At 62.4% G+C, this 21,308-nt stretch carries 17 protein-coding genes and 1 other RNA gene; 9 read left to right on the top strand and 9 right to left on the bottom strand.

Annotated elements, in window-relative coordinates:
* Window positions 1-44 precede the first annotated feature (44 nt).
* From ccoG to PDR5_RS09195, 8 genes are all read left to right on the top strand, one after another.
* The gene (gene ccoG, locus PDR5_RS09230; protein WP_039770041.1) at window positions 45-1,460 is read left to right on the top strand and encodes a cytochrome c oxidase accessory protein CcoG; all 1,416 of its coding nucleotides are present in this window, start codon (window positions 45-47) and stop codon (window positions 1,458-1,460) included.
* A gap of 11 nt (window positions 1,461-1,471) precedes the next feature.
* Window positions 1,472-2,011: a FixH family protein gene (locus tag PDR5_RS09225; protein ID WP_064594729.1), complete on the top strand. Its 540-nt coding sequence runs from the start codon at window positions 1,472-1,474 to the stop codon at window positions 2,009-2,011.
* Window positions 2,012-2,225: 214 nt separating this feature from the next.
* A complete protein-coding gene (locus PDR5_RS09220; RefSeq protein WP_064594727.1) occupies window positions 2,226-4,676 on the top strand; it encodes a heavy metal translocating P-type ATPase in 2,451 nt (816 codons plus the stop codon).
* A 22-nt stretch (window positions 4,677-4,698) separates the two neighbouring features.
* On the top strand, window positions 4,699-4,911 hold the full coding sequence (gene ccoS, locus PDR5_RS09215) for a cbb3-type cytochrome oxidase assembly protein CcoS (protein ID WP_064594725.1): 213 nt from the start codon (window positions 4,699-4,701) through the stop codon (window positions 4,909-4,911).
* Window positions 4,904-5,587, top strand: coding sequence for a sulfite exporter TauE/SafE family protein (locus PDR5_RS09210; protein WP_064594723.1), 684 nt, complete (start codon window positions 4,904-4,906; stop codon window positions 5,585-5,587). Before ccoS ends, PDR5_RS09210 begins: the two co-directional genes overlap by 8 nt.
* Before the next feature lie 82 nt (window positions 5,588-5,669).
* A complete protein-coding gene (gene hemN / locus PDR5_RS09205) occupies window positions 5,670-7,052 on the top strand; it encodes an oxygen-independent coproporphyrinogen III oxidase (protein ID WP_011333280.1) in 1,383 nt (460 codons plus the stop codon).
* A 199-nt stretch (window positions 7,053-7,251) separates the two neighbouring features.
* On the top strand, window positions 7,252-7,986 hold the full coding sequence (fnr, locus tag PDR5_RS09200) for a fumarate/nitrate reduction transcriptional regulator Fnr (protein WP_039770035.1): 735 nt from the start codon (window positions 7,252-7,254) through the stop codon (window positions 7,984-7,986).
* 78 nt (window positions 7,987-8,064) lie between these two features.
* Complete coding sequence (locus tag PDR5_RS09195) at window positions 8,065-8,613, top strand: adenine phosphoribosyltransferase (protein WP_003223345.1); 549 nt, start codon at window positions 8,065-8,067, stop codon at window positions 8,611-8,613.
* 127 nt (window positions 8,614-8,740) lie between these two features.
* Here PDR5_RS09195 and PDR5_RS09190 read toward each other — a convergent pair whose 3' ends face one another.
* From PDR5_RS09190 to dnaX, 5 genes are all read right to left on the bottom strand, one after another.
* Window positions 8,741-9,889, bottom strand: a complete 1,149-nt coding sequence (locus tag PDR5_RS09190) for an acyl-CoA dehydrogenase family protein (RefSeq protein ID WP_064594721.1) — start codon at window positions 9,887-9,889, stop codon at window positions 8,741-8,743.
* A 71-nt stretch (window positions 9,890-9,960) separates the two neighbouring features.
* Window positions 9,961-10,563 (bottom strand): recombination mediator RecR, encoded by a 603-nt coding sequence (gene recR / locus PDR5_RS09185; protein ID WP_007951652.1) that lies wholly within the window; start codon window positions 10,561-10,563, stop codon window positions 9,961-9,963.
* 66 nt (window positions 10,564-10,629) lie between these two features.
* Window positions 10,630-11,664, bottom strand: a complete 1,035-nt coding sequence (locus PDR5_RS09180) for an NADP-dependent oxidoreductase (protein WP_064594719.1) — start codon at window positions 11,662-11,664, stop codon at window positions 10,630-10,632.
* 207 nt (window positions 11,665-11,871) lie between these two features.
* The gene (locus PDR5_RS09175) at window positions 11,872-12,210 is read right to left on the bottom strand and encodes a YbaB/EbfC family nucleoid-associated protein (RefSeq protein WP_007951650.1); all 339 of its coding nucleotides are present in this window, start codon (window positions 12,208-12,210) and stop codon (window positions 11,872-11,874) included.
* A 67-nt stretch (window positions 12,211-12,277) separates the two neighbouring features.
* Window positions 12,278-14,368, bottom strand: a complete 2,091-nt coding sequence (gene dnaX, locus PDR5_RS09170; RefSeq protein WP_064594716.1) for a DNA polymerase III subunit gamma/tau — start codon at window positions 14,366-14,368, stop codon at window positions 12,278-12,280.
* A gap of 145 nt (window positions 14,369-14,513) precedes the next feature.
* Here dnaX and PDR5_RS09165 point away from each other — a divergent pair, with 145 nt between their 5' ends.
* Window positions 14,514-15,263: a substrate-binding periplasmic protein gene (locus tag PDR5_RS09165; protein WP_064594714.1), complete on the top strand. Its 750-nt coding sequence runs from the start codon at window positions 14,514-14,516 to the stop codon at window positions 15,261-15,263.
* Between the two features lie 9 nt (window positions 15,264-15,272).
* Here the strand turns inward: PDR5_RS09165 and PDR5_RS09160 are convergent, their stop codons facing one another.
* The 4 genes from PDR5_RS09160 to ligA all read right to left on the bottom strand — a co-directional run bounded on the left by PDR5_RS09160 (window position 15,273) and on the right by ligA (window position 21,262).
* A complete protein-coding gene (locus PDR5_RS09160; protein WP_064594712.1) occupies window positions 15,273-17,231 on the bottom strand; it encodes a hypothetical protein in 1,959 nt (652 codons plus the stop codon).
* 230 nt (window positions 17,232-17,461) lie between these two features.
* An RNA gene (ffs, locus tag PDR5_RS09155) (signal recognition particle sRNA small type) lies at window positions 17,462-17,558 on the bottom strand.
* Between the two features lie 111 nt (window positions 17,559-17,669).
* Window positions 17,670-18,836: a zinc-binding metallopeptidase family protein gene (locus PDR5_RS09150; protein ID WP_064594709.1), complete on the bottom strand. Its 1,167-nt coding sequence runs from the start codon at window positions 18,834-18,836 to the stop codon at window positions 17,670-17,672.
* Between the two features lie 68 nt (window positions 18,837-18,904).
* The gene (ligA, locus tag PDR5_RS09145) at window positions 18,905-21,262 is read right to left on the bottom strand and encodes an NAD-dependent DNA ligase LigA (RefSeq protein ID WP_064594707.1); all 2,358 of its coding nucleotides are present in this window, start codon (window positions 21,260-21,262) and stop codon (window positions 18,905-18,907) included.
* Window positions 21,263-21,308: the final 46 nt, after the last annotated feature.

The following is a 21,308-nucleotide window of genomic DNA, read 5'->3' as shown; positions in this document are numbered from 1 at the left end:
CACGCATCGACCGAGGCATTTTTCCACTGCCGTGGGATGCAATGATGAGCAACCAGATTCCGGTACACGACGTCACGCCACCCAGCAAGAACGCAAACAACAGCGTCGACCTTTACGCCTCTCGAGAAAAAATCTACACCCGTGCTTTCACCGGCCTGTTCCGCAATCTGCGGATGATGGGCGGCGCGGCGCTGTTCCTGCTGTATTTCGGTACGGTGTGGTTGAACTGGGGCGGCCACCAGGCCGTGTGGTGGAACCTGCCGGAGCGCAAGTTCTTCATTTTCGGTGCCACGTTCTGGCCCCAGGACTTCATTCTGCTTTCGGGCCTGTTGATCATCGCTGCGTTCGGCCTGTTTTTCATCACCGTGTATGCCGGCCGGGTCTGGTGTGGTTACACCTGTCCGCAAAGCGTCTGGACATGGATTTTCATGTGGTGCGAGAAGGTCACCGAAGGCGACCGCAACCAGCGCATCAAGCTCGACAAGGCGCCGATGAGCGCCAACAAGTTCCTGCGTAAATTCGCCAAGCATGCGCTGTGGCTGCTGATCGGTTTCGTCACCGGCATGACCTTCGTCGGTTACTTCTCGCCGATCCGCGAACTGGTAATCGAATTCTTCACAGGGCAAGCCGATGGCTGGTCGTATTTCTGGGTCGGTTTCTTCACCCTCGCCACCTACGGCAATGCCGGCTGGCTGCGTGAGCAGGTGTGCATCTACATGTGTCCGTATGCACGCTTCCAGAGCGTGATGTTCGACAAGGACACGCTGATCGTTTCCTACGACCCGCGTCGCGGTGAAAGCCGTGGTCCGCGCAAGAAAGGCATCGACTACAAGGCTCAGGGCCTGGGCGACTGCATCGACTGCACCATGTGCGTCCAGGTCTGCCCGACCGGCATCGACATCCGCGACGGCCTGCAGATCGAATGCATCGGTTGCGCCGCGTGCATCGACGCCTGCGACAGCATCATGGACAAGATGGATTACCCGCGCGGGCTGATCAGCTACACCACCGAACACAACTTGTCCGGGCAGAAAACCCATAAACTGCGGCCACGCCTGATCGGTTATGCCGTGGTGCTGCTGGCGATGATCAGCCTGTTGGTGACGGCCTTCTTCATGCGTTCGCTGGTGGGTTTCGACGTCAGCAAGGACCGCGTGCTGTACCGCGAAAACGCCGAAGGCCGGATCGAAAACGTCTACAGCCTGAAGATCATGAACAAGGATCAGCGCGACCACACTTACGTGCTGGAAGCCGCCGGTTTGCCGGATCTGCGCCTGCAAGGCAAGCGCGAGATCAAGGTGCCGGCCGGGGAAATCTTCAGCATGCCGGTCGAGTTGTCGAGCGCGCCCGAACAATTGCCATCGAGCACCAACGAGGTGAAATTTATCCTCAAGGACGCCGATGACGACAGCGTCCACGTAGAAGCCAAGAGCCGATTCATCGGCCCACAAAATCGTTGAGAGAACTGAACATGCCCGCAGCAAACGCCGCAAGTCCCTGGTACAAGCACCTTTGGCCATGGATCATCATCGCGATTCTGGCCTGTTCGGTGACCCTGACGCTGTCCATGGTGACCATCGCGGTGAACAACCCGGACAACCTGGTCAACGACAACTACTACGAGGCCGGCAAAGGCATCAACCGTTCGCTGGACCGTGAATTGCTGGCTCAGACCCTGAAGATGCGCGCCGCCGTGCACCTGGATGACGTCACCGGCGAAGTCGACCTGCGCCTGAGCGGCGACAGCCAGCCGAAAACCCTGGAACTGAACCTGATCTCGCCGACCCAGCCGGAAAAGGATCGCAAGATCGTCCTGGCCCGCAGCGAGACTGAACAGGGCCGCTACATCGGCCAGTTGAGCGACAAGATCGAAGGCCGGCGTTTTGTGGAGTTGCTGGGTACTCAGGACGACCACGTGTGGCGGATGTTCGAGGAAGAGCTGGTCAACCATGACAAGGATCTGTTGCTGGGTGATGAGCCGTTGCAGGGTGCAGAAGACCTGAAAAATTAAGCAGCCTGCAAGTGCCCCCTCACCCTGGCCCTCTCCCCCCTGGAGAGGGAACTGATCTCGGACGCTTGCACGCGCCATGTATGCCAGTGACGATGTCGCTGACTGAACCCATTAATCCGGCCACCACCGATCGGCCCCCTCTCCCTCCGGGAGAGGGCTGGGGTGAGGGCAAGCGGACCACTCGATTCCAAGGGTTTATTCCCTCGACAATGCCATGACCACTCCACTCCCCTGCTACCACTGCGCCCTGCCCGTCCCGGCCGGCAGCCGCTTCACCGCCGTCGTGCTCGGGGAGTCCCGCGAGTTCTGCTGCCCCGGCTGCCAGGCCGTGGCCGAAGCCATCGTCGCCGGCGGCCTGGAAAGCTATTACCAGCATCGCAGCGAAGCCTCGGCCAACCCCGAAGCGCTGCCGGTGCAACTGGTCGATGAGCTTGAGCTGTACGACCGCGCCGACGTGCAGCAACCCTTCGTGCGCCACGAAGGCGAACTGGCCGAAACCACGCTGCTGATGGAAGGCATCAGCTGCGCCGCGTGCGGCTGGCTGATCGAGAAACACCTGCGCACCCTGCCCGCCGTGGCCGAGGCGCGGCTGAACCTGTCCAACCATCGCCTCCACGTACGTTGGGCCGACGGACAATTGCCGCTGAGCCAGATCCTCGGCGAACTGCGCCACATCGGCTATGCCGCGCACCCGTATCAGGCCGACCGCGCCAGCGAACAACTGGCCAGTGAAAACCGCCTCGCCCTGCGTCAACTCGGGGTCGCCGGGCTGCTGTGGTTTCAGGCAATGATGGCAACCATGGCGACCTGGCCGGAATTCAACATCGACCTCAGCCCGGAGTTGCACACCATCCTGCGCTGGGTCGCGCTGTTCCTCACCACGCCGATCGTGTTCTACAGCTGCGCGCCGTTTTTCAAAGGCGCCATGCGCGACTTGCGCACCCGTCATCTGACCATGGACGTTTCGGTCTCACTGGCGATCGGCGCGGCTTATATCGCCGGGATCTGGACCTCTATCACCGGGGTCGGCGAGCTGTATTTCGACGCGGTGGGCATGTTCGCGCTGTTCCTGCTTGCCGGACGTTACCTCGAACGCCGCGCCCGAGAGCGTACCGCCGCTGCCACTGCGCAACTGGTCAATCTGTTGCCCGCCTCGTGCCTGCGCCTCAACGACGCCGGCCAGAGCGAACGCATCCTGCTCAGCGAACTGTGCCTCGGTGACCGGGTGCTGGTGCAGCCCGGTTCGGTGCTGCCGGCGGACGGCAAGATCCTCGATGGCCAGTCGAGCATCGACGAGTCGGTGCTGACCGGCGAATACCTGCCGCAACCACGCACCAAGGGCGATGCGGTCACTGCCGGCACGCTGAACGTGGAAGGTGCGCTGACCGTCGAGGTGCAGGCGCTCGGCCAGGACACGCGGCTGTCGGCCATCGTTCGTCTGCTGGATCGTGCCCAGGCGGAAAAACCACGGCTGGCGGAAATCGCCGACCGCGCCGCGCAATGGTTTCTGTTGCTGTCGTTGATTGCCGCAGCCGCCATCGGCCTGTTGTGGTGGGAACTGGATTCTTCGCGCGCCTTCTGGATCGTCCTCGCGATGCTGGTCGCAACTTGCCCGTGCGCCCTGTCTCTGGCAACGCCGACCGCGCTAACCGCCGCCACCGGCACCCTGCACAAACTCGGCCTGCTGCTGACGCGCGGTCATGTGCTGGAAGGCTTGAATCAGATCGACACGGTGATCTTCGACAAGACCGGCACCCTCACTGAGGGCCGACTGGTGCTGCGCTCGATTCGACCGCTCGGCGCCCTCGACAGCGATCAATGCCTGAGTCTGGCCGCCGCTCTGGAAAACCGCTCGGAACACCCGATTGCGCGCGCCTTTGGTCGCGCGCCACTGGCTGCCGAAGATGTCCACAGCACGTCGGGGCTGGGGCTTGAAGGGTTGGTCGGTGAACAGCGTTTGCGCATCGGTCAGGCGGATTTTGTCTGTGATCTCAGCGGCGCGCCGGTGCCGTCGATGCCGAAAGAGCCGGGGCAATGGCTGCTGCTCGGTGACCATCAGGGGCCGCTGGCCTGGTTCGCCCTCGACGACCGCCTGCGCGACGACGCCCCCGCCCTGCTCGCGGCGTGCAAGGCACGCGGCTGGCGCACGCTGCTGCTGTCGGGCGACAGTTCGCCGATGGTCGCCAGTGTTGCCGCCGAACTGGGCATCGACGAGGCCCGGGGCGGTCTGCGCCCGGACGACAAGCTGCAAGTGCTGCAACAACTGCACAAGGACGGCCGCAAGGTATTGATGCTCGGCGACGGGGTCAACGACGTGCCGGTGCTGGCCGCTGCGGACATCAGCGTGGCCATGGGCTCGGCCACTGATCTGGCGAAAACCAGTGCCGACGCGGTGCTGCTGTCCAACCGCCTCGACGCCTTGGTACAAGCCTTCACGCTGGCGCGCCGCACACGCCGGGTGATCATCGAGAACCTGTTGTGGGCCGCGCTGTACAATGGCCTCATGTTGCCGTTCGCCGCCCTCGGCTGGATCACTCCGGTGTGGGCCGCCGTCGGCATGTCGATCAGTTCGCTGACCGTGGTGCTCAACGCCCTGCGCCTGACTCGCCTGCCGAGTGCGCCGGCCGTCAGCGCCTCGTCAGAAACCCGCCCGCTGCCGGCCTGAGCCGCGCGGGCATGGAGTACAGATGCCAGCTCTTTACGTGATGATTCCGGCCGCGCTGCTGATCGTGGCCATCGCCGTCTACATCTTCTTCTGGGCGGTGGACAGCGGCCAGTACGACGACCTCGACGGCCCGGCCCACAGCATCCTGTTCGACGATCAGGACCCGAACCACACCGCCGCAGTGGACGAAGCCAACCCGACAAAAGCGGACGACAAGGCGCCACCCCATGCTTGAACTGGCGCCGCTGCTGGTGTCTGCGTTGATCCTCGGCCTGCTCGGCGGCGGCCATTGCCTGGGCATGTGCGGAGGCTTGATGGGCGCACTGACCCTGGCGATTCCCAAGGAACAACGCAGCCGACGTTTTCGATTGCTGCTGGCCTATAATCTCGGGCGGATTTTCAGTTATGCCACGGCGGGATTACTGATCGGACTGGCCGGATGGGCCGTGGCCAACAGTCCTGCCGCGCTGTTCATGCGCGTGCTCGCCGGTTTGCTGCTGATCGCCATGGGCTTGTACCTGGCCGGTTGGTGGAGCGGCCTGACCCGTATCGAAAGCCTTGGGCGCGGACTGTGGCGTTACATTCAACCCGTCGCCAATCGTCTGCTGCCGGTGTCGAGCCTGCCGCGGGCCTTGCTGCTAGGCGCGCTGTGGGGCTGGCTGCCGTGCGGGCTGGTTTACAGCACGTTGCTGTGGTCGGCCAGTCAGGGCAATGCACTCGACAGCGCCTTGCTGATGCTCGCCTTCGGGCTCGGCACCTGGCCGGTTTTGCTCGCGACCGGCCTCGCCGCCGAGCGGGTGACGTCGCTGCTGCGCAAACGCAGTGTGCGTATGGCCGGCGGTCTGCTGGTGATCCTGTTCGGTATCTGGACCCTGCCGGGGCCGCACCAGCACTGGCTGATGGGCCACTGATCGCGTTGATGCAAATCAAGATGCCTTTTCCCGCCCTCCCCTAGACTCGGCACACTGCCAGCCTATCCGGGGGAATGCCCGCATGCTCGACGCCATTCGTTGGGACACCGATTTGATCCGCCGCTACGACCTGGCGGGGCCGCGCTACACCTCGTACCCGACGGCCGTGCAATTTCACAGTCAGGTCGGCACCTTCGACCTGTTCCACGCCCTGCGCGATAGCCGCAAGGCCCTGCGCCCGCTGTCGCTGTACGTGCACGTGCCGTTCTGCGCGAACATTTGCTACTACTGCGCCTGCAACAAGGTCATCACCAAGGATCGCGGCCGCGCGCTGCCCTATCTGCAACGGCTCGAGCAGGAAATCCAGTTGATCGCCTGCCACCTCGACCCGGCGCAGAAAGTCGAACAACTGCATTTCGGCGGCGGCACGCCGACCTTTCTCAGCCACGACGAACTGCGCCAGTTGATGGCGCACCTGCGCAAACATTTCAATCTGCTGGACGATGACTCTGGCGATTACGGCATCGAGATCGACCCACGCGAAGCCGACTGGTCGACCATGGGCCTGCTGCGGGAACTGGGCTTCAACCGGGTCAGTATCGGCCTGCAGGATCTCGACCCGGCAGTGCAACGGGCGGTCAATCGCCTGCAAAGCCTGGAAGAAACCCGCGCGGTGATCGACGCGGCGCGCACCTTGCAATTTCGCTCGATCAACATCGATTTGATCTACGGCCTGCCCAAGCAGACCCCGGACAACTTCGCCCGCACCGTCGAGGAAGTCATCAGCCTGCAACCGGACCGGCTCTCGGTGTTCAACTACGCGCACCTGCCGGAACGCTTCATGCCGCAGCGGCGGATCAACGGCAACGAACTGCCGAGCCCGGCGCAGAAACTGGAAATGCTGCAACGCACCATCGAACAACTGACCGCCGCCGGCTACCGCTACATCGGCATGGACCACTTCGCCCTGCCCGACGATGAACTGGCGATTGCCCAGGAAGAATCGACCCTGCAACGCAACTTCCAGGGCTACACCACCCACGGTCACTGCGACCTGATCGGCCTGGGCGTGTCGGCCATCAGCCAGATCGGCGATCTGTACTGCCAGAACAGCAGCGATCTCAATCACTACCAGAACACCCTCGCCGGCGCACAGTTGGCCACCAGCCGGGGCCTGGTGTGCAACGCCGACGACCGCTTGCGCCGCGCGGTGATCCAGCAACTGATCTGCAATTTCAGCCTGGACTTCGCCGAGATCGAGCGCAGCTTCAACATCGATTTTCAGGGTTACTTCGGCGCGCTCTGGCCACAATTGCAGGGCATGGCGCAGGACGGGTTGATCGAACTGGATCGCGAACGCATCACCGTGCTGCCGGCCGGGCGACTGCTGGTGCGTTCGGTGTGCATGGTGTTCGATGCGTATCTGGAACAGCAGAATCGCCAGCGCTTTTCCCGGGTGATCTGACTTTTCGTCAACAACGCAGGGGGCTGCGTATCCATAGCGGTCATCGAAACGGTGCCTTGCACGCCGTCCGAGACACGTTTATCGGCCGTCATCCCTGCGGCGTTTTGCCGGTGGGGCAATCTCGCCACAGGCTGGCCTGAATGTCTTCCAGTGGGTTACCCTTACGCCTTATGTGTGTTTTCCCACAAGGATTTAAGAAATGTCCGAGCCAGTTAAACTGCGCGCTCACAACCAGGCTAATTGCAAGGATTGCAGCCTGGCCCCTCTCTGCCTGCCACTTTCGCTGAATCTGGAAGACATGGAAGCGCTGGACGAAATCGTTAAACGGGGTCGCCCGTTGAAAAAGGGTGAGTTCCTGTTCCGCCAGGGCGACACCTTCGATTCCGTTTATGCAGTACGCTCCGGCGCTCTGAAGACCTTTAGCCTGAGCGATACCGGCGAAGAGCAACTGACCGGTTTCCACCTGCCGAGCGAGCTGGTCGGCCTGTCCGGCATGGACACCGAGAAACACCCGGTGTCCGCCCAGGCCCTGGAAACCACTTCGGTCTGCGAGATCCCCTTCGAACGCCTCGATGAACTGGCCCTGCAACTGCCGCAGCTACGCCGTCAGCTGATGCGCGTGATGAGCCGGGAAATCCGCGACGACCAACAGATGATGTTGCTGCTGTCGAAGAAAACCGCCGACGAGCGCATCGCCACGTTCCTGGTCAACCTGTCGGCGCGTTTCCGCGCTCGCGGCTTCTCGGCCAACCAGTTCCGCCTGAGCATGTCGCGCAATGAAATCGGCAACTATCTGGGGCTGGCAGTGGAAACCGTGTCCCGGGTCTTCACCCGCTTCCAGCAGAACGAACTGATCGCCGCCGAGGGCAAGGAAATCCACATCCTCGACCCGATCCAGCTCTGCGCCCTGGCTGGCGGCTCACTCGAAGTCTGATCTCGACCCGCGGCCGAGCGAATCGTTTCAGCCGCGGGTATACTGCGCCGTTTGCAGCCCTGCCAGGACACCTCGACGATGGTCTTCGACTCCTTCGACATCAAATCCCTGATCCGCCCCGTGATCGACTTCCCGAAACCGGGGGTGATCTTTCGCGACATCACCCCGCTGTTCCAGTCGCCCAAGGCCCTGCGCCTGGTGATGGACAGCTTCGCCCACCGCTATGTCGAAGCCGACTTCACCCACATCGGTGCGATGGATGCGCGTGGTTTCCTGATCGGTTCGGTACTGGCCTATCAGTTGAACAAGCCGCTGGTGTTGTTCCGCAAGCAGGGCAAGCTGCCGGCGGACGTGCTGGCCGAAGGTTACGCGACCGAATACGGCGAAGCGTTTCTGGAAGTGCACGCCGACAGCCTGTGCGAAGGCGACTCGGTGGTGATGTTCGATGACCTGATCGCCACCGGCGGCACGCTGATCGCAGCGGCCAACCTGATCCGCCGCATGGGCGCCCGCGTTCATGAAGCGGCGGCGATCATCGATCTGCCGGAACTGGGTGGTTCGCAGCGTCTGGAGGACATGGGGATTCCGACGTTCTGCCTGACGCAGTTTGCGTTGACTGATAAATAAGCGGCGCCTGCCATTACGCCTTCGCGAGCAAGCCCGCTCCCACATTCGACCGCATTCCCCTGATGGAACATGGTCGAATGTGGGAGCGGGCTTGCTCGCGAATGGGCCGGCAGCCTCACTGCAAAATCTAAAGTCCCATCTGTTTGCTGATGATCTCGTTCATCACTTCCCGCGTCCCGCCGCCAATCGACAGAATCCGGTTATCCCGATACAGCCGCTCCACCAGACTTTCGCGCATATAACCCAGCCCGCCAAGAATCTGCACCGCCTCATTGGTAATCCGGTCCGAAGTGTCCGTGGCAAAGTTCTTGGCCATGGAGATTTCCTTGATCACGCTCTGCCCTGCCGCCATCTTCGCCGCCTGCCGGTAGGTGAACTCCCGCGAGACTTCCAGCGCCGTGGCCATTTCCGCGAGGCGGTGCTTGATCACCTGGAACTTGCCGATGGGTTTACCGAACGCTTCACGTTCCTTCGCCCACTCCAGGCTTTCTTCCAGCGCCAATTGCGCGGTCATGTTGGCCATCAGCGCCAGCGCCAGACGTTCGCTCTGGAAGTTGCCCATGATGCAGGCGAACCCCATGTTCTCCGCGCCAATCAGGTTTCCTACGGGCACCCGGCAATCATCGAAGAACAATTCAGCCGTGTCCGACGCCCACCAGCCCATTTTCTTCAGCGGCCGGCCGACGGTGAAGCCCGGCGTACCCTTCTCGATCAGCAGCAGGCTGATGCCGCCAAAACCCGGCGCGCCGGTACGCACTGCGACGGTGTAGTAGTCGGCGCGCACGCCACTGGTAATGAAAGTTTTGCTGCCGCTGACTCGATAGTGGTCGCCATCGCGTACGGCGTGGGTCTGCAGGTTGGCGACGTCGGAGCCGCCGCCCGGTTCGGTGACGGCCAGCGCGCTGACTTTCTCGCCGCTGAGTACTTGGGGGACGACGCGGTTACGCACTTCGGGCCGGGCCCATTTGACGATCGGCGGCAAACCGATGTCGAGCGAGCCGAGCCCGGCGACCAGCCCGCCGGAGCCGCAGCGCATCAGTTCTTCGCTGGCGGCGATCTTGGCGAACAGATCACCTTCGTGACTGCCGCCCAGCGCTTCGGGGTAACCGATGCCGAGAATGCCGGCCGCACCGGCCTTCAGGTACAGCTCACGGGGAAAGCTTTCGGCTTCTTCCCACGCATCGATGTCCGGCAGGATCTCGCGTTCGACGAAACGTCTGACGCTGTCGCGGACCATTTGGTGGTTGGGGTCGAAGTATTCCTGGAAGGCGGGCATCGGCGAACTCCATGGAAGGGTTCGCCGAACTTAACCGAGCGCTTGCTTGGTTTTCAACAGGATTGTGTGGCTCAGAGGGAAATCGGCTTGCGCCCGGCAAACGAGTGGGCCAGCGTGCCGCCGTCCACCAGTTCCAGTTCGCCACCCAGCGGCACGCCGTGAGCGATGCGCGAGGCGATCAAGCCTTTGTTCTGCAGCAACTGGGCGATGTAGTGGGCCGTCGCTTCGCCTTCCACGGTCGGGTTGGTGGCGAGGATGACTTCGGTGAAGGTGCCCGCCTCTTCGATCCGCGCCATCAGTTGCGGAATGCCGATGGCTTCCGGGCCCAGGCCGTCCAGCGGCGAAAGGTGCCCCTTGAGCACGAAGTAGCGACCACGGAAGCCGGTCTGCTCGACCGCGTAGACGTCCATCGGCCCTTCCACCACGCACAGCAGCGTGTCATCGCGGCGGGTGTCGGCGCATTGCGGGCACAGATCGTCTTCGGTCAGCGTGCGGCACTGGCGGCAGTGTCCGACCCCTTCCATGGCCTGGCTCAAGGCCTGGGCCAGGCGCGTGCCGCCACTGCGGTCACGTTCGAGCAACTGCAACGCCATGCGCTGGGCAGTTTTCTGACCCACGCCCGGCAAGGTTCGCAGGGCGTCGATCAGTTGGCGAATCAAAGGGCTGAAGCTCATGGGGAAAAAGTCCGACAAAACAACGAGACGCGGTTTATACCCGCGCCTCCGGCCAGCGTCAAATCCTCAGTCCTGGGCGACCTTCACCACCAGTTTGCCGAAGTTGCGCCCCTCCAGCAGTCCGATAAACGCCTCAGGCGCCTGCTCCAGGCCCTCGACAACATCCTCGCGGAATCTCACCTTGCCGTCGCGCACCCACGGCACCATCGCGCTGATGAATTCCGGCTGACGGTCGCCGTAGTCGTCGAACACGATGAAGCCCTGAATCCGTACGCGTTTGGTCAGCAAGGTGCGCTGTAGTGCAGGCAGACGATCCGGGCCTTTCGGCGCTTCCGAGGCGTTGTATCCGGCAATCAGGCCGCACAGCGGGACTCGCGCCTTGGGATTGAGCAGCGGCACGACGGCATCAAAGACGTGGCCGCCGACGTTTTCGTAATAGATGTCGATGCCATTGGGGCAGGCCTTGGCCAGTTGCTCGGCGAAGTCCGGCGCCTTGTGATCGATACAGGCGTCGAAGCCCAGTTCCTCGACCACGTATTTGCACTTCTCGGCACCACCAGCCACGCCGACGGCGCGCAGGCCTTTTATCTTCGCCACCTGGCCAACCACCGAACCCACTGCGCCGGACGCGGCGGCGACCACCAGGGTCTCCCCTTCTTTAGGCTGACCGATGTCCATCAATCCCATGTAGGCGGTCATGCCCGGCATGCCCAGCACGCCAAGCGCCATCGACGGGCTCGGCAGGCCCGACGGAATCGGGATGATGTTGCGGCCATCGCTGATGCTGTGGCTTTGCCAACCGGTGGCACCGACGACCAGGTCGCCAGGGTGGAATTTCGGATGACGCGACTGCTCGACCCGGCTGACAGCACCACCGGTCATCACTTCGCCGATTTGTACCGGCGCCGCGTAGGACGGCGCGTCACTCATGCGTCCGCGCATGTAGGGATCGAGCGACAGGTACAGGGTCTTGAGCAACACCTGGCCGTCCTCAAGGTCCGGCAGCGCCTCGCGCTCCAGACGGAAATTCTCGGGCGTCGGCGCGCCCACCGGACGCGAGGCCAGCACGAAGCGTTGATTGAGGGTCAGAGGGTCGGACATGTCAGCGTCTCCTTTGAATGATGAATTCGGGGGTATAGGAAGCAGACCCTTGGGGCGGTGGGGTGTTCGATGTTTATTCCGGCAAATCGTGTTGACGCTTGCTCGCGAAGGCGTCATTACAGCCAACACATCTCTACCGGCCAGAAACAAAAATGCCAGGCGCACTGCCTGGCATTTTGTGTAGCTCATCTGTCGCCGGATGGCGAATCAGAACGGCAGTTTCATACCGGCCGGCAGGTTCATGCCAGCGGTCATGCTGCCCATTTTCGCCTGGCTGTTGGCTTCGATCTGACGCACAGCGGCGTTGACGGCTGCGGCCACCAGATCCTCGACCACTTCGCGGTCGTCTTCGTCCAGGCCCGGCAGTACGCTCGGGTCGATGCTGACTTTTTTCACGTCATGACGACCGGTCATCACCACGGTGACCAGATCGCCACCGGCTTTGCCGGTGACTTCGGCGTTGGCCAGTTCTTCCTGCATCTTGGCCATTTTTTCCTGCATCTGCTGCGCCTGCTTCATCAGGCCGGCCATGCCACCTTTCATCATGGGAATCACCTCAAAAGTACTTGTATCAAAACAGCGCCCGGCCATACAGGCCGGACGCCCTCAGTTATTAGCCCTGACTGACCAGGGCGTCGACAGGTTCAATAGTATCGTGTCGCACGACCGCACCGAACTGCTGCACCATCTGCTGGATGAACGGATCGCCGTGGATCGATTCTTCAGCCTCGCGCTGACGGTTGGCACGGCGCCGGGACGCGGCCTGGGCCGGGGTTTCCTGTTCGGGCTTGATCAGCTCGATGGTCAGGGTCAGCGTGCGTCCGTGGAACTGGTTCAGCGCATCGTTCAGGCGACGCTGCTGGGTGGCGTTGAACAAGGCGCTGTGGGCCGGGTCCAGGTGCATCAGCCAGTTGTCGCCATCGACCGCGATCAGCGTGCAGTTGGCGGCGATGCTGCCGGTCATGCCGGAAATCGGCAGTTGCGGGAACAGCTCCAGCCATTGCAGGGCCAGACCGGTGGCCGGCGCGGCGGCAGGTTCCGGCTCGGGTTCGGGAGTCGGTTCTGCGGCGTGTTCGCTGGCCAGATCGTCGAGGTAACTGTAGGCCGAATCCATGTCCGGCTCGATGTAATCCTCGTCGAGCGGCGGCTCGTCGTCCATGTCCATGCCCGGTGTGGCGGCATCGACGTCGGCTACTGACGGCTCGGGGATCGGCGCGGCGGCCCACTCCGGGGCGTCCGGCACGACGCTGTCCGGGGTCGGCAGTGGCATTGGCGGCAAATCGGGTTGTTCGGCGGTGGTTTCCAGAACGGGCTCCACCGCTGGCTGCTGCACAGGCGCCGGTTCTACCGGGTCATTCCACGGCAGATCGACAACTTCCTCAACGGCAACCGGCTCTGGCTCTGGCTCTGGCTCAGGAACGGGTTCCGGCGCAATCACCTGGGCAACCGGTGCAGGCTCGGGAGCAGGCGTAACCACCGGTGCTGGCGCGGGTGTGGGTGCAACAGCCGCAGCAACTACCGGCGCAGGTTTCGGCGCGGCAGCCACTGAGTTTGCGGAATCAACTGTGGCCTGGCTGATCCCCACTGGCTTTAGCGGTTGCCTCGGGGCGTCCGCCGTGTCCGCCGGCCGGAAGGCCAGCATCCGCAGCAGGACCATTTCGAAGCCGCCTCGCGGGTCCGGCGCCAGCGGCAAGTCGCGGCGGCCGATCAGGCCCATCTGGTAATAGAACTGCACGTCTTCAGCCGGCAAGGCCTGGGCCAGGGCCAACACCCGATCACGGTCGCCGTGGCCGTTGTCGACCCCTTCCGGCAAGGCCTGGGCGATGGCGACACGGTGCAGCACATTGAGAATTTCCGAGAGCACGCCGTTCCAGTCCGGCCCCTGTTCGGCCAGATGGCGCACGGCTTCGAGCAACGCCTTGGCGTCGCCTTCAATCAGCGCGTGCAACACGTCGTAGACCTGACCGTGATCCAGCGTACCGAGCATCGCCCGCACATCGGCGGCCAATACCTTGCCTTCACCGAAGGCGATGGCCTGGTCGGTCAGGCTCATGGCGTCACGCATCGAACCGTCCGCCGCGCGGCCGAGCAGCCACAGGGCGTCGTCTTCGAACGGGACGTTTTCGGCGCCCAGAACGTGGGTCAGATGCTCGACCACCCGCTCAGGCGTCATGTTCTTCAGGGAGAACTGCAGGCATCGCGACAAAATCGTTGCCGGAAGTTTCTGCGGGTCAGTGGTCGCCAGGATGAACTTGACGTAGGGCGGCGGCTCTTCGAGGGTTTTCAGCAGCGCATTGAAGGAATGGCTGGAGAGCATGTGCACTTCGTCGATCAGGTAGACCTTGAAGCGCCCGCGGCTCGGGGCGTACTGCACGTTGTCGAGCAGCTCGCGGGTGTCCTCGACCTTGGTCCGGCTCGCGGCGTCGATCTCGATCAGGTCGACGAAACGGCCTTCATCGATCTCGCGGCACACCGAACACTCGCCACACGGGCTGGAAGTGATACCTGTTTCACAGTTCAGGCATTTGGCGATGATCCGCGCAATCGTGGTCTTGCCGACGCCTCGCGTACCGGTGAAGAGGTAGGCGTGGTGCAGGCGCTGGCTGTCCAAGGCATTGATCAGAGCCTTGAGCACATGGGTCTGGCCGACCATTTCGCGGAACGAGCGCGGACGCCATTTACGTGCAAGAACCTGATAACTCATCGAAAACCGTCGCGGCAAAGGAAGCAGAAGCGGCTAATGCTAGCGGAGCAAGGCCAAAATTGCATCCGGTGTGCTCGTCTATTCTGGCTAAGCTGCATGGGCAGGGGCTTTTATCGGTTCGGGATCGGGAATTACCGGAGCGTTTATGCGGTGGGCCGTGGGGGCAATACTGGGAATCAGCCTGAGCGCGATGGCGTCGCAACCGCCACTGCGCTTCGCCGTTGCCGACAGCTGGGCGATGCCGATGGTGCAGATCGAACGCGGCCGCCCGACCCAGGGCATTCTCTACGACATGATGCTCAGCCTCGCGACCCAGGTCGGCGTGCCGGCGCAGTTTCACGTCCTGCCCCGCGCCCGGGTGCAGAACGCCATGGAACACGGCGAAGTCGACGTGCGCTGCTATGCCGCACAATCCTGGCTGCCGAACCTGTCCGGGGACTACATCTGGAGTCTGCCGCTGTTCTTCCAGCGCGACCTGCTGATCAGCCGTCAGGACCAACCACCCCGCGCCGATCCGGCCCACCTGCCCCGCCAGTCGATCGGCACCGTCCTCGGCTACAGCTACCCCACGCTACAACCGATATTCGACGCCGACCGACTCTGGCGCGAAGACGCGCGCAATCAGGAGCAGGTGCTCGACAAACTGCTGGCCGGCCGCTATCGCTACGCCGTCAGCAATCAATGGACCCTGGACTGGTTCAATCAGCGCCTGCTGCCGGGGCAACAACTGCAAGCGGTGGCGGTGTTGCAGGAACAGAAGGTCGGTTGCTATGTGCGCAACGATCCGAACGTGCCGGTGCAGCAGATATTGAGGACGTTGCTGCGGATGAAAATGTCGGGGGAGATTGATGACATCATTCGGTTGTATACCGGCAGCGCGGGCGGCGAACCGTAAGCCAGACCCTCAATGCCCCGCCGTATCACGAAACCGCTGGTACTCGTGATACTCGACCCACGCAACCACATCGTACGGCACGTAAAGCTTCAGCCTGGCACGGGAGATGGCGATGTACACGGCGCAGATCCGCTGATCGAACGCGTAGGCGTCCTTGAATTTCTCGTTGGTTAGCAGCCCCGGTGTCAGTAGCACCTTGTCGAACTCCATGCCACCAGCCTCTTCCGCGAGCATCAGCAGGCAGCCGTTGCCGGCGTTGTCGATCATTCGGTTCAGGCGTGTCAGGTCGGCAATCATGAAACCGTTTTCCAGCTTGGCCTTGACCCGCAGAAACGACTCGTCGAACCGGTTGGCGTCGCACACGGTCTGCCAGTCGGGCAGGTCGCTGAAATACGGATGCACGCCGTTTTCGCTGAATTCGGAGCGGTAGAAATCAGGTTTGAACAGTTCGATGGCGGTGGCCATGAAATGCTTGAGTTCATCCTGGGTGCGCTTGTCCGGGAATCTGAACTTGCAGTTGGCATCGTGCAGGTGGATGGCCCAGATCATCGTGTCCCACGGCGATGCCGTCAGCACCACGCAGCCTTCGGGCGGCACAAAACCTTCCGGATATTCCTTGATCAGGACGTCAGCATCACTGGCGCCTTCGAACGGAATCTTGCCCTTCTGCGAGTGCCGGGCGATCAGCGGATTGACCAGCCGCTCGACGTTGCGACCCGAACGCACGGAATAGCTGATATCGCTCTGGCGAACCTCACGGTGCCGTTTGACCGGCACGCCGCTGGCCTGCTGGTACTCGTCGCCGAGGGTGATCAGCACTTGGCGGCCACGTTCGATGATCTGCAACAGCGACCCGGGAATATCCTGGCTCTCGTCGATCAGCACGTGCGTGTAGCGCGCCGGCACCACGCAACCAGCAATGCAGGCCCGCTTGATCATCAGCAGCGCTTCGAACCCGGCCTGACTGCCCCACGCCGGGTTGAGTTCGAGATAGCCCCACACCCGGCTCGAATACTCCAGCAACACCTGAGCGTCGACGCTGGAGAGCGGCTGGTTGAAATGCGGCAGATGCTTCGCCGAAAAAGTGTGATCGCGAAAGCGGCAGTAGCGCTCGATCACCTTGAGGCAGAGTTCAAGGGTTGCCGGTCCGTCGTGGTGACGAAAGCCGAAGATATTCAGTTCCTGCGCCAGCGCCTGGCGACTGAGGATCCGAGTCGCCCCTTCAGCCTGAGGCCTGCGCCCGAGCATCAGCGATTGGGCAAACGCCAGGAAGGTCTTGCCGGCCTTCTTCTCGCTCGGCCCCACCATGCGCTGGCGAAGGACTTCGAGCTTGGCCGGGGTGCGCGCCAGCAACAAGGTCTTTTCCGGCCGCAGATGCTCCAGCAACGCCACCAGCAGATGGCTTTTGCCGATTCCTGCGTAGCCTTGAACGTGCAGGTCCTCGTCCAGATTGGCGCGGAAGGTTCTGACCAGTTTGTCCTGCGCCGGGCTTAACCAGCGCTCGCGCTGTCGGGGCGTCACGATCGGCTGGCTGAACGGGTCATGGCTGCGATGGCGCCGCACCTTGTATTCGAAGTCCCACTGGCCGTCGGGCAACAAGTAGTCGCGTGCGGATACTTCTTCGGCCAACAGAAAACGCAGGTTCAGAGGATTCAGGACCTTCAGGCCGAAATACAGTTTGCGCGGGTCGAACAGTCGCTGCGCTTCCGACAGCAGGCTCGCCGTGGTTGATTGCCGAGTTTCAGCAGCCCAGGACAAGAGCTTTGCCAGAATTTTCTCTGCCGCCACGGCGCCGAGATCCTGCTCTTTCGTCTGCACCAGATTCTGGATGACCAGCACTGTCGCCAATTCGGGATCGGTCAGGCTTTCGAGCGCTTTTGCGCCACCCGCCTGCAACAGGTTCGCGCAGGTTTCATCCGTGACGGGCAAGAACACAGGGCTGGATAGATCGGAATGTTCCGGGAGCATAAAACCTCGCGGCCAGGGCGCAGACCTTGCTGGGTCGATCCTGGCCAGACTCTTCATTTATTTCGGTGGCTGCGAGTATGCGGGATTGAAGAGCAAATGATTACCCCGTGTCGGCGCCCTCGCGAGCAAGAGGTTTGGGTACGAACCGCCAAATCGCAGGCATAAAAAAACCGCAGTGGGCGAAACCCATGCAGTTCATTCGAATCGTTCGATGTTCGTTAAGGTGGTAACCCTACCAGCCACACCCCGGCACACAATGTTCCCGCTGTGGCTGCTGCCTTCCGGCTCTGACCAGGTTCACGGGTAATCGTTGCGGGGGGACCGATAGGGTCACCATAACGACGCTCACCTGTCGGCGAGCCGCGCCATTGTACCTATCTGAGACGAAGTTACAACCGCTGGTTGCAGATTAAAAATATGAAGGGCTTCAAGCACTTGCTATTGCGCCTGAAGCACCTCGTCCGCGCGGCCGCCCTCTTGCTGGATCACCAGATGAATGAAGTGCAGCTTGGCAATCGCCGCTGGCGGCAGGACGAACGGATAGAAATCCGGCTGGCCCATGCTGCGCGACAGTTCGTTGAGCATGCCGGCCAGTTCGATCCACGCGTTGACGAACGACAGGAACGCCGCGCCGCCGGGATGTTCGGGGTCGTACAGCGCGCTCGACGGAAATGGCTGGTAATCCAGATCCATCTCCCGGGCGCTCATGCCGAAACCCAGCGCCGTGTCCACCGCGTCCATCATATGCAGGTAATGCGCCCAGGTTTCCGCCCAGTCTTCCCACGGGTGCATGGTGGCGTAGGCGCTGACGTAATGCTGCGACCAGTCCGCCGGCGCGCCCTGTTGATAATGCCGCTCCAGCGCCTCGGCATAACTGGCGCGCTCATCGCCGAACAGGTTGCGAAATGAACCGAGCCACGGGCCGTTGTCGATCAGGCGATCCCAGTAGTAATGCCCGACCTCATGGCGAAAGTGCCCGAGCAACGTGCGATAGGGTTCGTGCATCTGCGCCCGGACCCGTTCGCGGTGGGCGTCGTCGGCTTCTTCGATGTCGAGGGTGATCAGGCCGTTGGCGTGGCCGGTCATGGGTGCATTGCCTTGCAGATCGACGCCGATGAAATCGAAGGCCAGGCCGGTGGCTTCGTCGACGGTTTTCGGGACGACCGGCAGGCCGAGGCTGATCAGTTGCGCGACCAGTCGCCGCTTGGCGATTTCCACCTTGCGCCAGCGTTCGGGGTTTTCCGGGACGGACAGATCGGGAATGGTGCGATTCAGAGCGCAGGCCGCGCACAGGGTATCGTGATCGTTGGCGGGCAGCAGCCAGTTGCAGGCGGCCGGGGTATCGAGGTTGGCGCAGCGCCGAAACAGCCCGGCGTCGGGGTCGGCGTCCAGCGTCCAGGTGCCCTCTTGCGGCCCCGGCTGCAACGAGGTCAGCCGACTGTGTTCCGGTTGATAACCCAGCGCCGCGTTACAGGCCAGGCACTGGCTGTTGCGAAAGAACAGCGACTGGCCGCAGCGACACGGCCAGACTTTGCTGTTGCGCGAGGATTCGCCCATGAACGGCGCGACGATGCGGGAACTGAGCTGCTCGAAAAAGCGGTACATGGCGATCTCTCCCTTGGGCTTGCCAAGACTAGATCATTCCCGCGAGCTGATCGTTCCCGCGCGTTGCGTCAGGCGGAAATACCGTGTCCTTTCAGGAACGCGATAAACGCCTCCTCATCCATGACCCTCACGCCCAGTTCGTTGGCCTTGGTCAGTTTCGACCCCGCACCCGGTCCGGCGACCACGCAATGGGTCTTGGCCGACACGGAGCCGGCAACCTTGGCGCCGAGGCTTTCCAGGTGTTCCTTCGCGATGTCGCGGCTCATCAACTCGACCTTGCCGGTCAGCACCCAGGTTTCGCCGGCCAGCGGCAGGCCTTCGACGACTTTCTTTTCGCTTTGCCAGTGCATGCCGAAATCGCGCAACTGCTTCTCCGCGTCTTCGGCCAGTTGACGATGCTCGGGCAAGGCAAAAAACTCGCGAACCGAGTTCGCCTGCTTCTCCGGCAATGCCTGGCGCATGTCCAACCAGTCAGCGGTCATCACCCCTTCCAGCGTTTCGAACTTGTCAGCCAGCTTCTGCGCCCCGCCCGGCCCGACCGAAGGAATGTGCAGCTTGTCGAGGAAGCCGCCCAGCGTGGTGCTGGCGGCAAACTCGGCACCCAGCTCGCCCTGATCCTGAATCTGCAAACCGTGGCCCAGCAACTCGGTGATCACCTGCTGGTTGTGTGCATCTTCGAAGAAGCTGTGAATCTCGTGCGCCACTTCCAGACCGATGTCCGGCAGGTACGTCAGCACTTGCGGCAAGGCTTGCTGGACGCGCTCCAGCGACCCCAGCGAGCGGGCCAGCACCTTGGCCGTCTCCTCGCCAACATCCGGGATGCCCAGCGCATAGATGAACCGCGCCAGCCCCGGCTTCTTGCTGTCTTCAATCGCGGCCAGCAACTTGTTGCTCGACACCTCGGCAAAGCCTTCGAGGTCGACGATGTCCTCGAACTTCAGCGCGTAGAGATCAGCCGGCGAACTGACCAGTCCCTCATCGACCAACTGCTCGACACTCTTGTCACCGAGGCCTTCGATGTCCATCGCGCGGCGGGAGACAAAGTGAATGATCGCCTGCTTGAGTTGCGCACCGCACGCCAGTCGGCCGACGCAGCGATACACCGCGCCTTCGCTGATGGTTTCCTTGCCCTTGCTGCGTTTGACCAGTTGCGTGCGTTCGACATGGGAACCACAAACCGGGCAGCTCTCGGGAATCTGCACCGGCCGCGCGTCTTCGGGACGACGCTCGGTGACGACCTGCACCACTTGCGGGATCACGTCACCGGCGCGGCGAATGATCACCGTGTCGCCGATCATCAGGCCCAACCGGGCAACTTCGTCCATGTTGTGCAGCGTGGCATTGGCCACGGTGACACCGGCGACCTTGACCGGCTTCAACCGCGCCACCGGAGTGACGGCGCCGGTGCGGCCGACCTGGAATTCCACGTCGAGCAGTTCGGTGAGTTCTTCCATGGCCGGAAATTTGTGGGCGATGGCCCAGCGCGGTTCACGGGCACGGAAACCCAGTTCGCGCTGATCGGCAATGCTGTTGACCTTGAACACCACACCGTCGATTTCATAGGCCAGCGAATTACGGCGTTCGCCGATATCGCGGTAGTAATCCAGGCATTCGCCAATGCCCTTGGCCAGTTTCAATTCGTGGCTGATCGGCATGCCCCAGGCTTGCAGTTGCTTGAGGTTGCCGATATGGGTGTCGGAAATATCGTGAGAGACCTGACCGATGCCGTAGCAGCAGAATTCCAGCGGGCGGTTGGCGGTGATCTTCGAATCCAGCTGACGCAGGCTGCCGGCGGCGGCGTTGCGCGGGTTGGCGAAAGTCTTGCCGCCGACCTCCAGTTGCGAAGCGTTGAGGCGTTCGAAACCGGCCTTGGACATGAACACTTCGCCGCGCACTTCAAGGGTCGCCGGCCAGCCCGTGCCGTGCAGTTTCAGGGGGATGTTGCGCACCGTGCGCACGTTGACGCTGATGTCTTCGCCGGTGGTGCCGTCGCCGCGCGTGGCACCGCGCACCAGCACGCCGTCCTGATACAGCAGACTGACCGCCAAGCCATCGAGTTTCGGTTCGCAGCTGTATTCCACCGCCGCGCCACCGCCAAACAGATCGCCGGCCGGCAGATCCAGACCCTCGGTCACCCGACGGTCGAACTCGCGCATGTCGGTTTCTTCGAAGGCGTTGCCGAGGCTGAGCATCGGCACTTCGTGACGCACCTGGGTGAACGCGGTCAGCGCGACGCTGCCAACGCGCTGGGTCGGCGAGTCGCTGGTGATCAGTTCCGGATTGGCCGCTTCCAGCGCCTTGAGCTCATGGAACAACCGGTCGTACTCGGCATCCGGAATGCTCGGCTCATCGAGGACGTGGTAACGGTAGTTGTGCTGATCGAGTTCAGCGCGCAGCTCTAGAATGCGGTCTTTGGCGGCAGTCATGGGTGTTCTCTCATAAAGCAAAAGAGCAGCCGAGGCTGCTCAATCT

The organism is Pseudomonas sp. DR 5-09 (assembly GCF_001655595.1).
Lineage (GTDB): Bacteria > Pseudomonadota > Gammaproteobacteria > Pseudomonadales > Pseudomonadaceae > Aquipseudomonas > Aquipseudomonas pharyngis.
This window is presented reverse-complemented; position numbering and strand designations above follow the sequence as displayed.

Bases quoted from the DNA above. Each gene is read 5' to 3' on its own strand.
- ccoG (WP_039770041.1), top strand. From the start codon at position 45: ATGAGCAACCAGATTCCGGTACACGACGTCACGCCACCCAGCAAGAAC.
- PDR5_RS09225 (WP_064594729.1), top strand. From the start codon at position 1,472: ATGCCCGCAGCAAACGCCGCAAGTCCCTGGTACAAGCACCTTTGGCCA.
- PDR5_RS09220 (WP_064594727.1), top strand. From the start codon at position 2,226: ATGACCACTCCACTCCCCTGCTACCACTGCGCCCTGCCCGTCCCGGCC.
- ccoS (WP_064594725.1), top strand. From the start codon at position 4,699: ATGCCAGCTCTTTACGTGATGATTCCGGCCGCGCTGCTGATCGTGGCC.
- PDR5_RS09210 (WP_064594723.1), top strand. From the start codon at position 4,904: ATGCTTGAACTGGCGCCGCTGCTGGTGTCTGCGTTGATCCTCGGCCTG.
- hemN (WP_011333280.1), top strand. From the start codon at position 5,670: ATGCTCGACGCCATTCGTTGGGACACCGATTTGATCCGCCGCTACGAC.
- fnr (WP_039770035.1), top strand. From the start codon at position 7,252: ATGTCCGAGCCAGTTAAACTGCGCGCTCACAACCAGGCTAATTGCAAG.
- PDR5_RS09195 (WP_003223345.1), top strand. From the start codon at position 8,065: ATGGTCTTCGACTCCTTCGACATCAAATCCCTGATCCGCCCCGTGATC.
- PDR5_RS09190 (WP_064594721.1), bottom strand. From the start codon at position 9,889: ATGCCCGCCTTCCAGGAATACTTCGACCCCAACCACCAAATGGTCCGC.
- recR (WP_007951652.1), bottom strand. From the start codon at position 10,563: ATGAGCTTCAGCCCTTTGATTCGCCAACTGATCGACGCCCTGCGAACC.
- PDR5_RS09180 (WP_064594719.1), bottom strand. From the start codon at position 11,664: ATGTCCGACCCTCTGACCCTCAATCAACGCTTCGTGCTGGCCTCGCGT.
- PDR5_RS09175 (WP_007951650.1), bottom strand. From the start codon at position 12,210: ATGATGAAAGGTGGCATGGCCGGCCTGATGAAGCAGGCGCAGCAGATG.
- dnaX (WP_064594716.1), bottom strand. From the start codon at position 14,368: ATGAGTTATCAGGTTCTTGCACGTAAATGGCGTCCGCGCTCGTTCCGC.
- PDR5_RS09165 (WP_064594714.1), top strand. From the start codon at position 14,514: ATGCGGTGGGCCGTGGGGGCAATACTGGGAATCAGCCTGAGCGCGATG.
- PDR5_RS09160 (WP_064594712.1), bottom strand. From the start codon at position 17,231: ATGCTCCCGGAACATTCCGATCTATCCAGCCCTGTGTTCTTGCCCGTC.
- PDR5_RS09150 (WP_064594709.1), bottom strand. From the start codon at position 18,836: ATGTACCGCTTTTTCGAGCAGCTCAGTTCCCGCATCGTCGCGCCGTTC.
- ligA (WP_064594707.1), bottom strand. From the start codon at position 21,262: ATGACTGCCGCCAAAGACCGCATTCTAGAGCTGCGCGCTGAACTCGAT.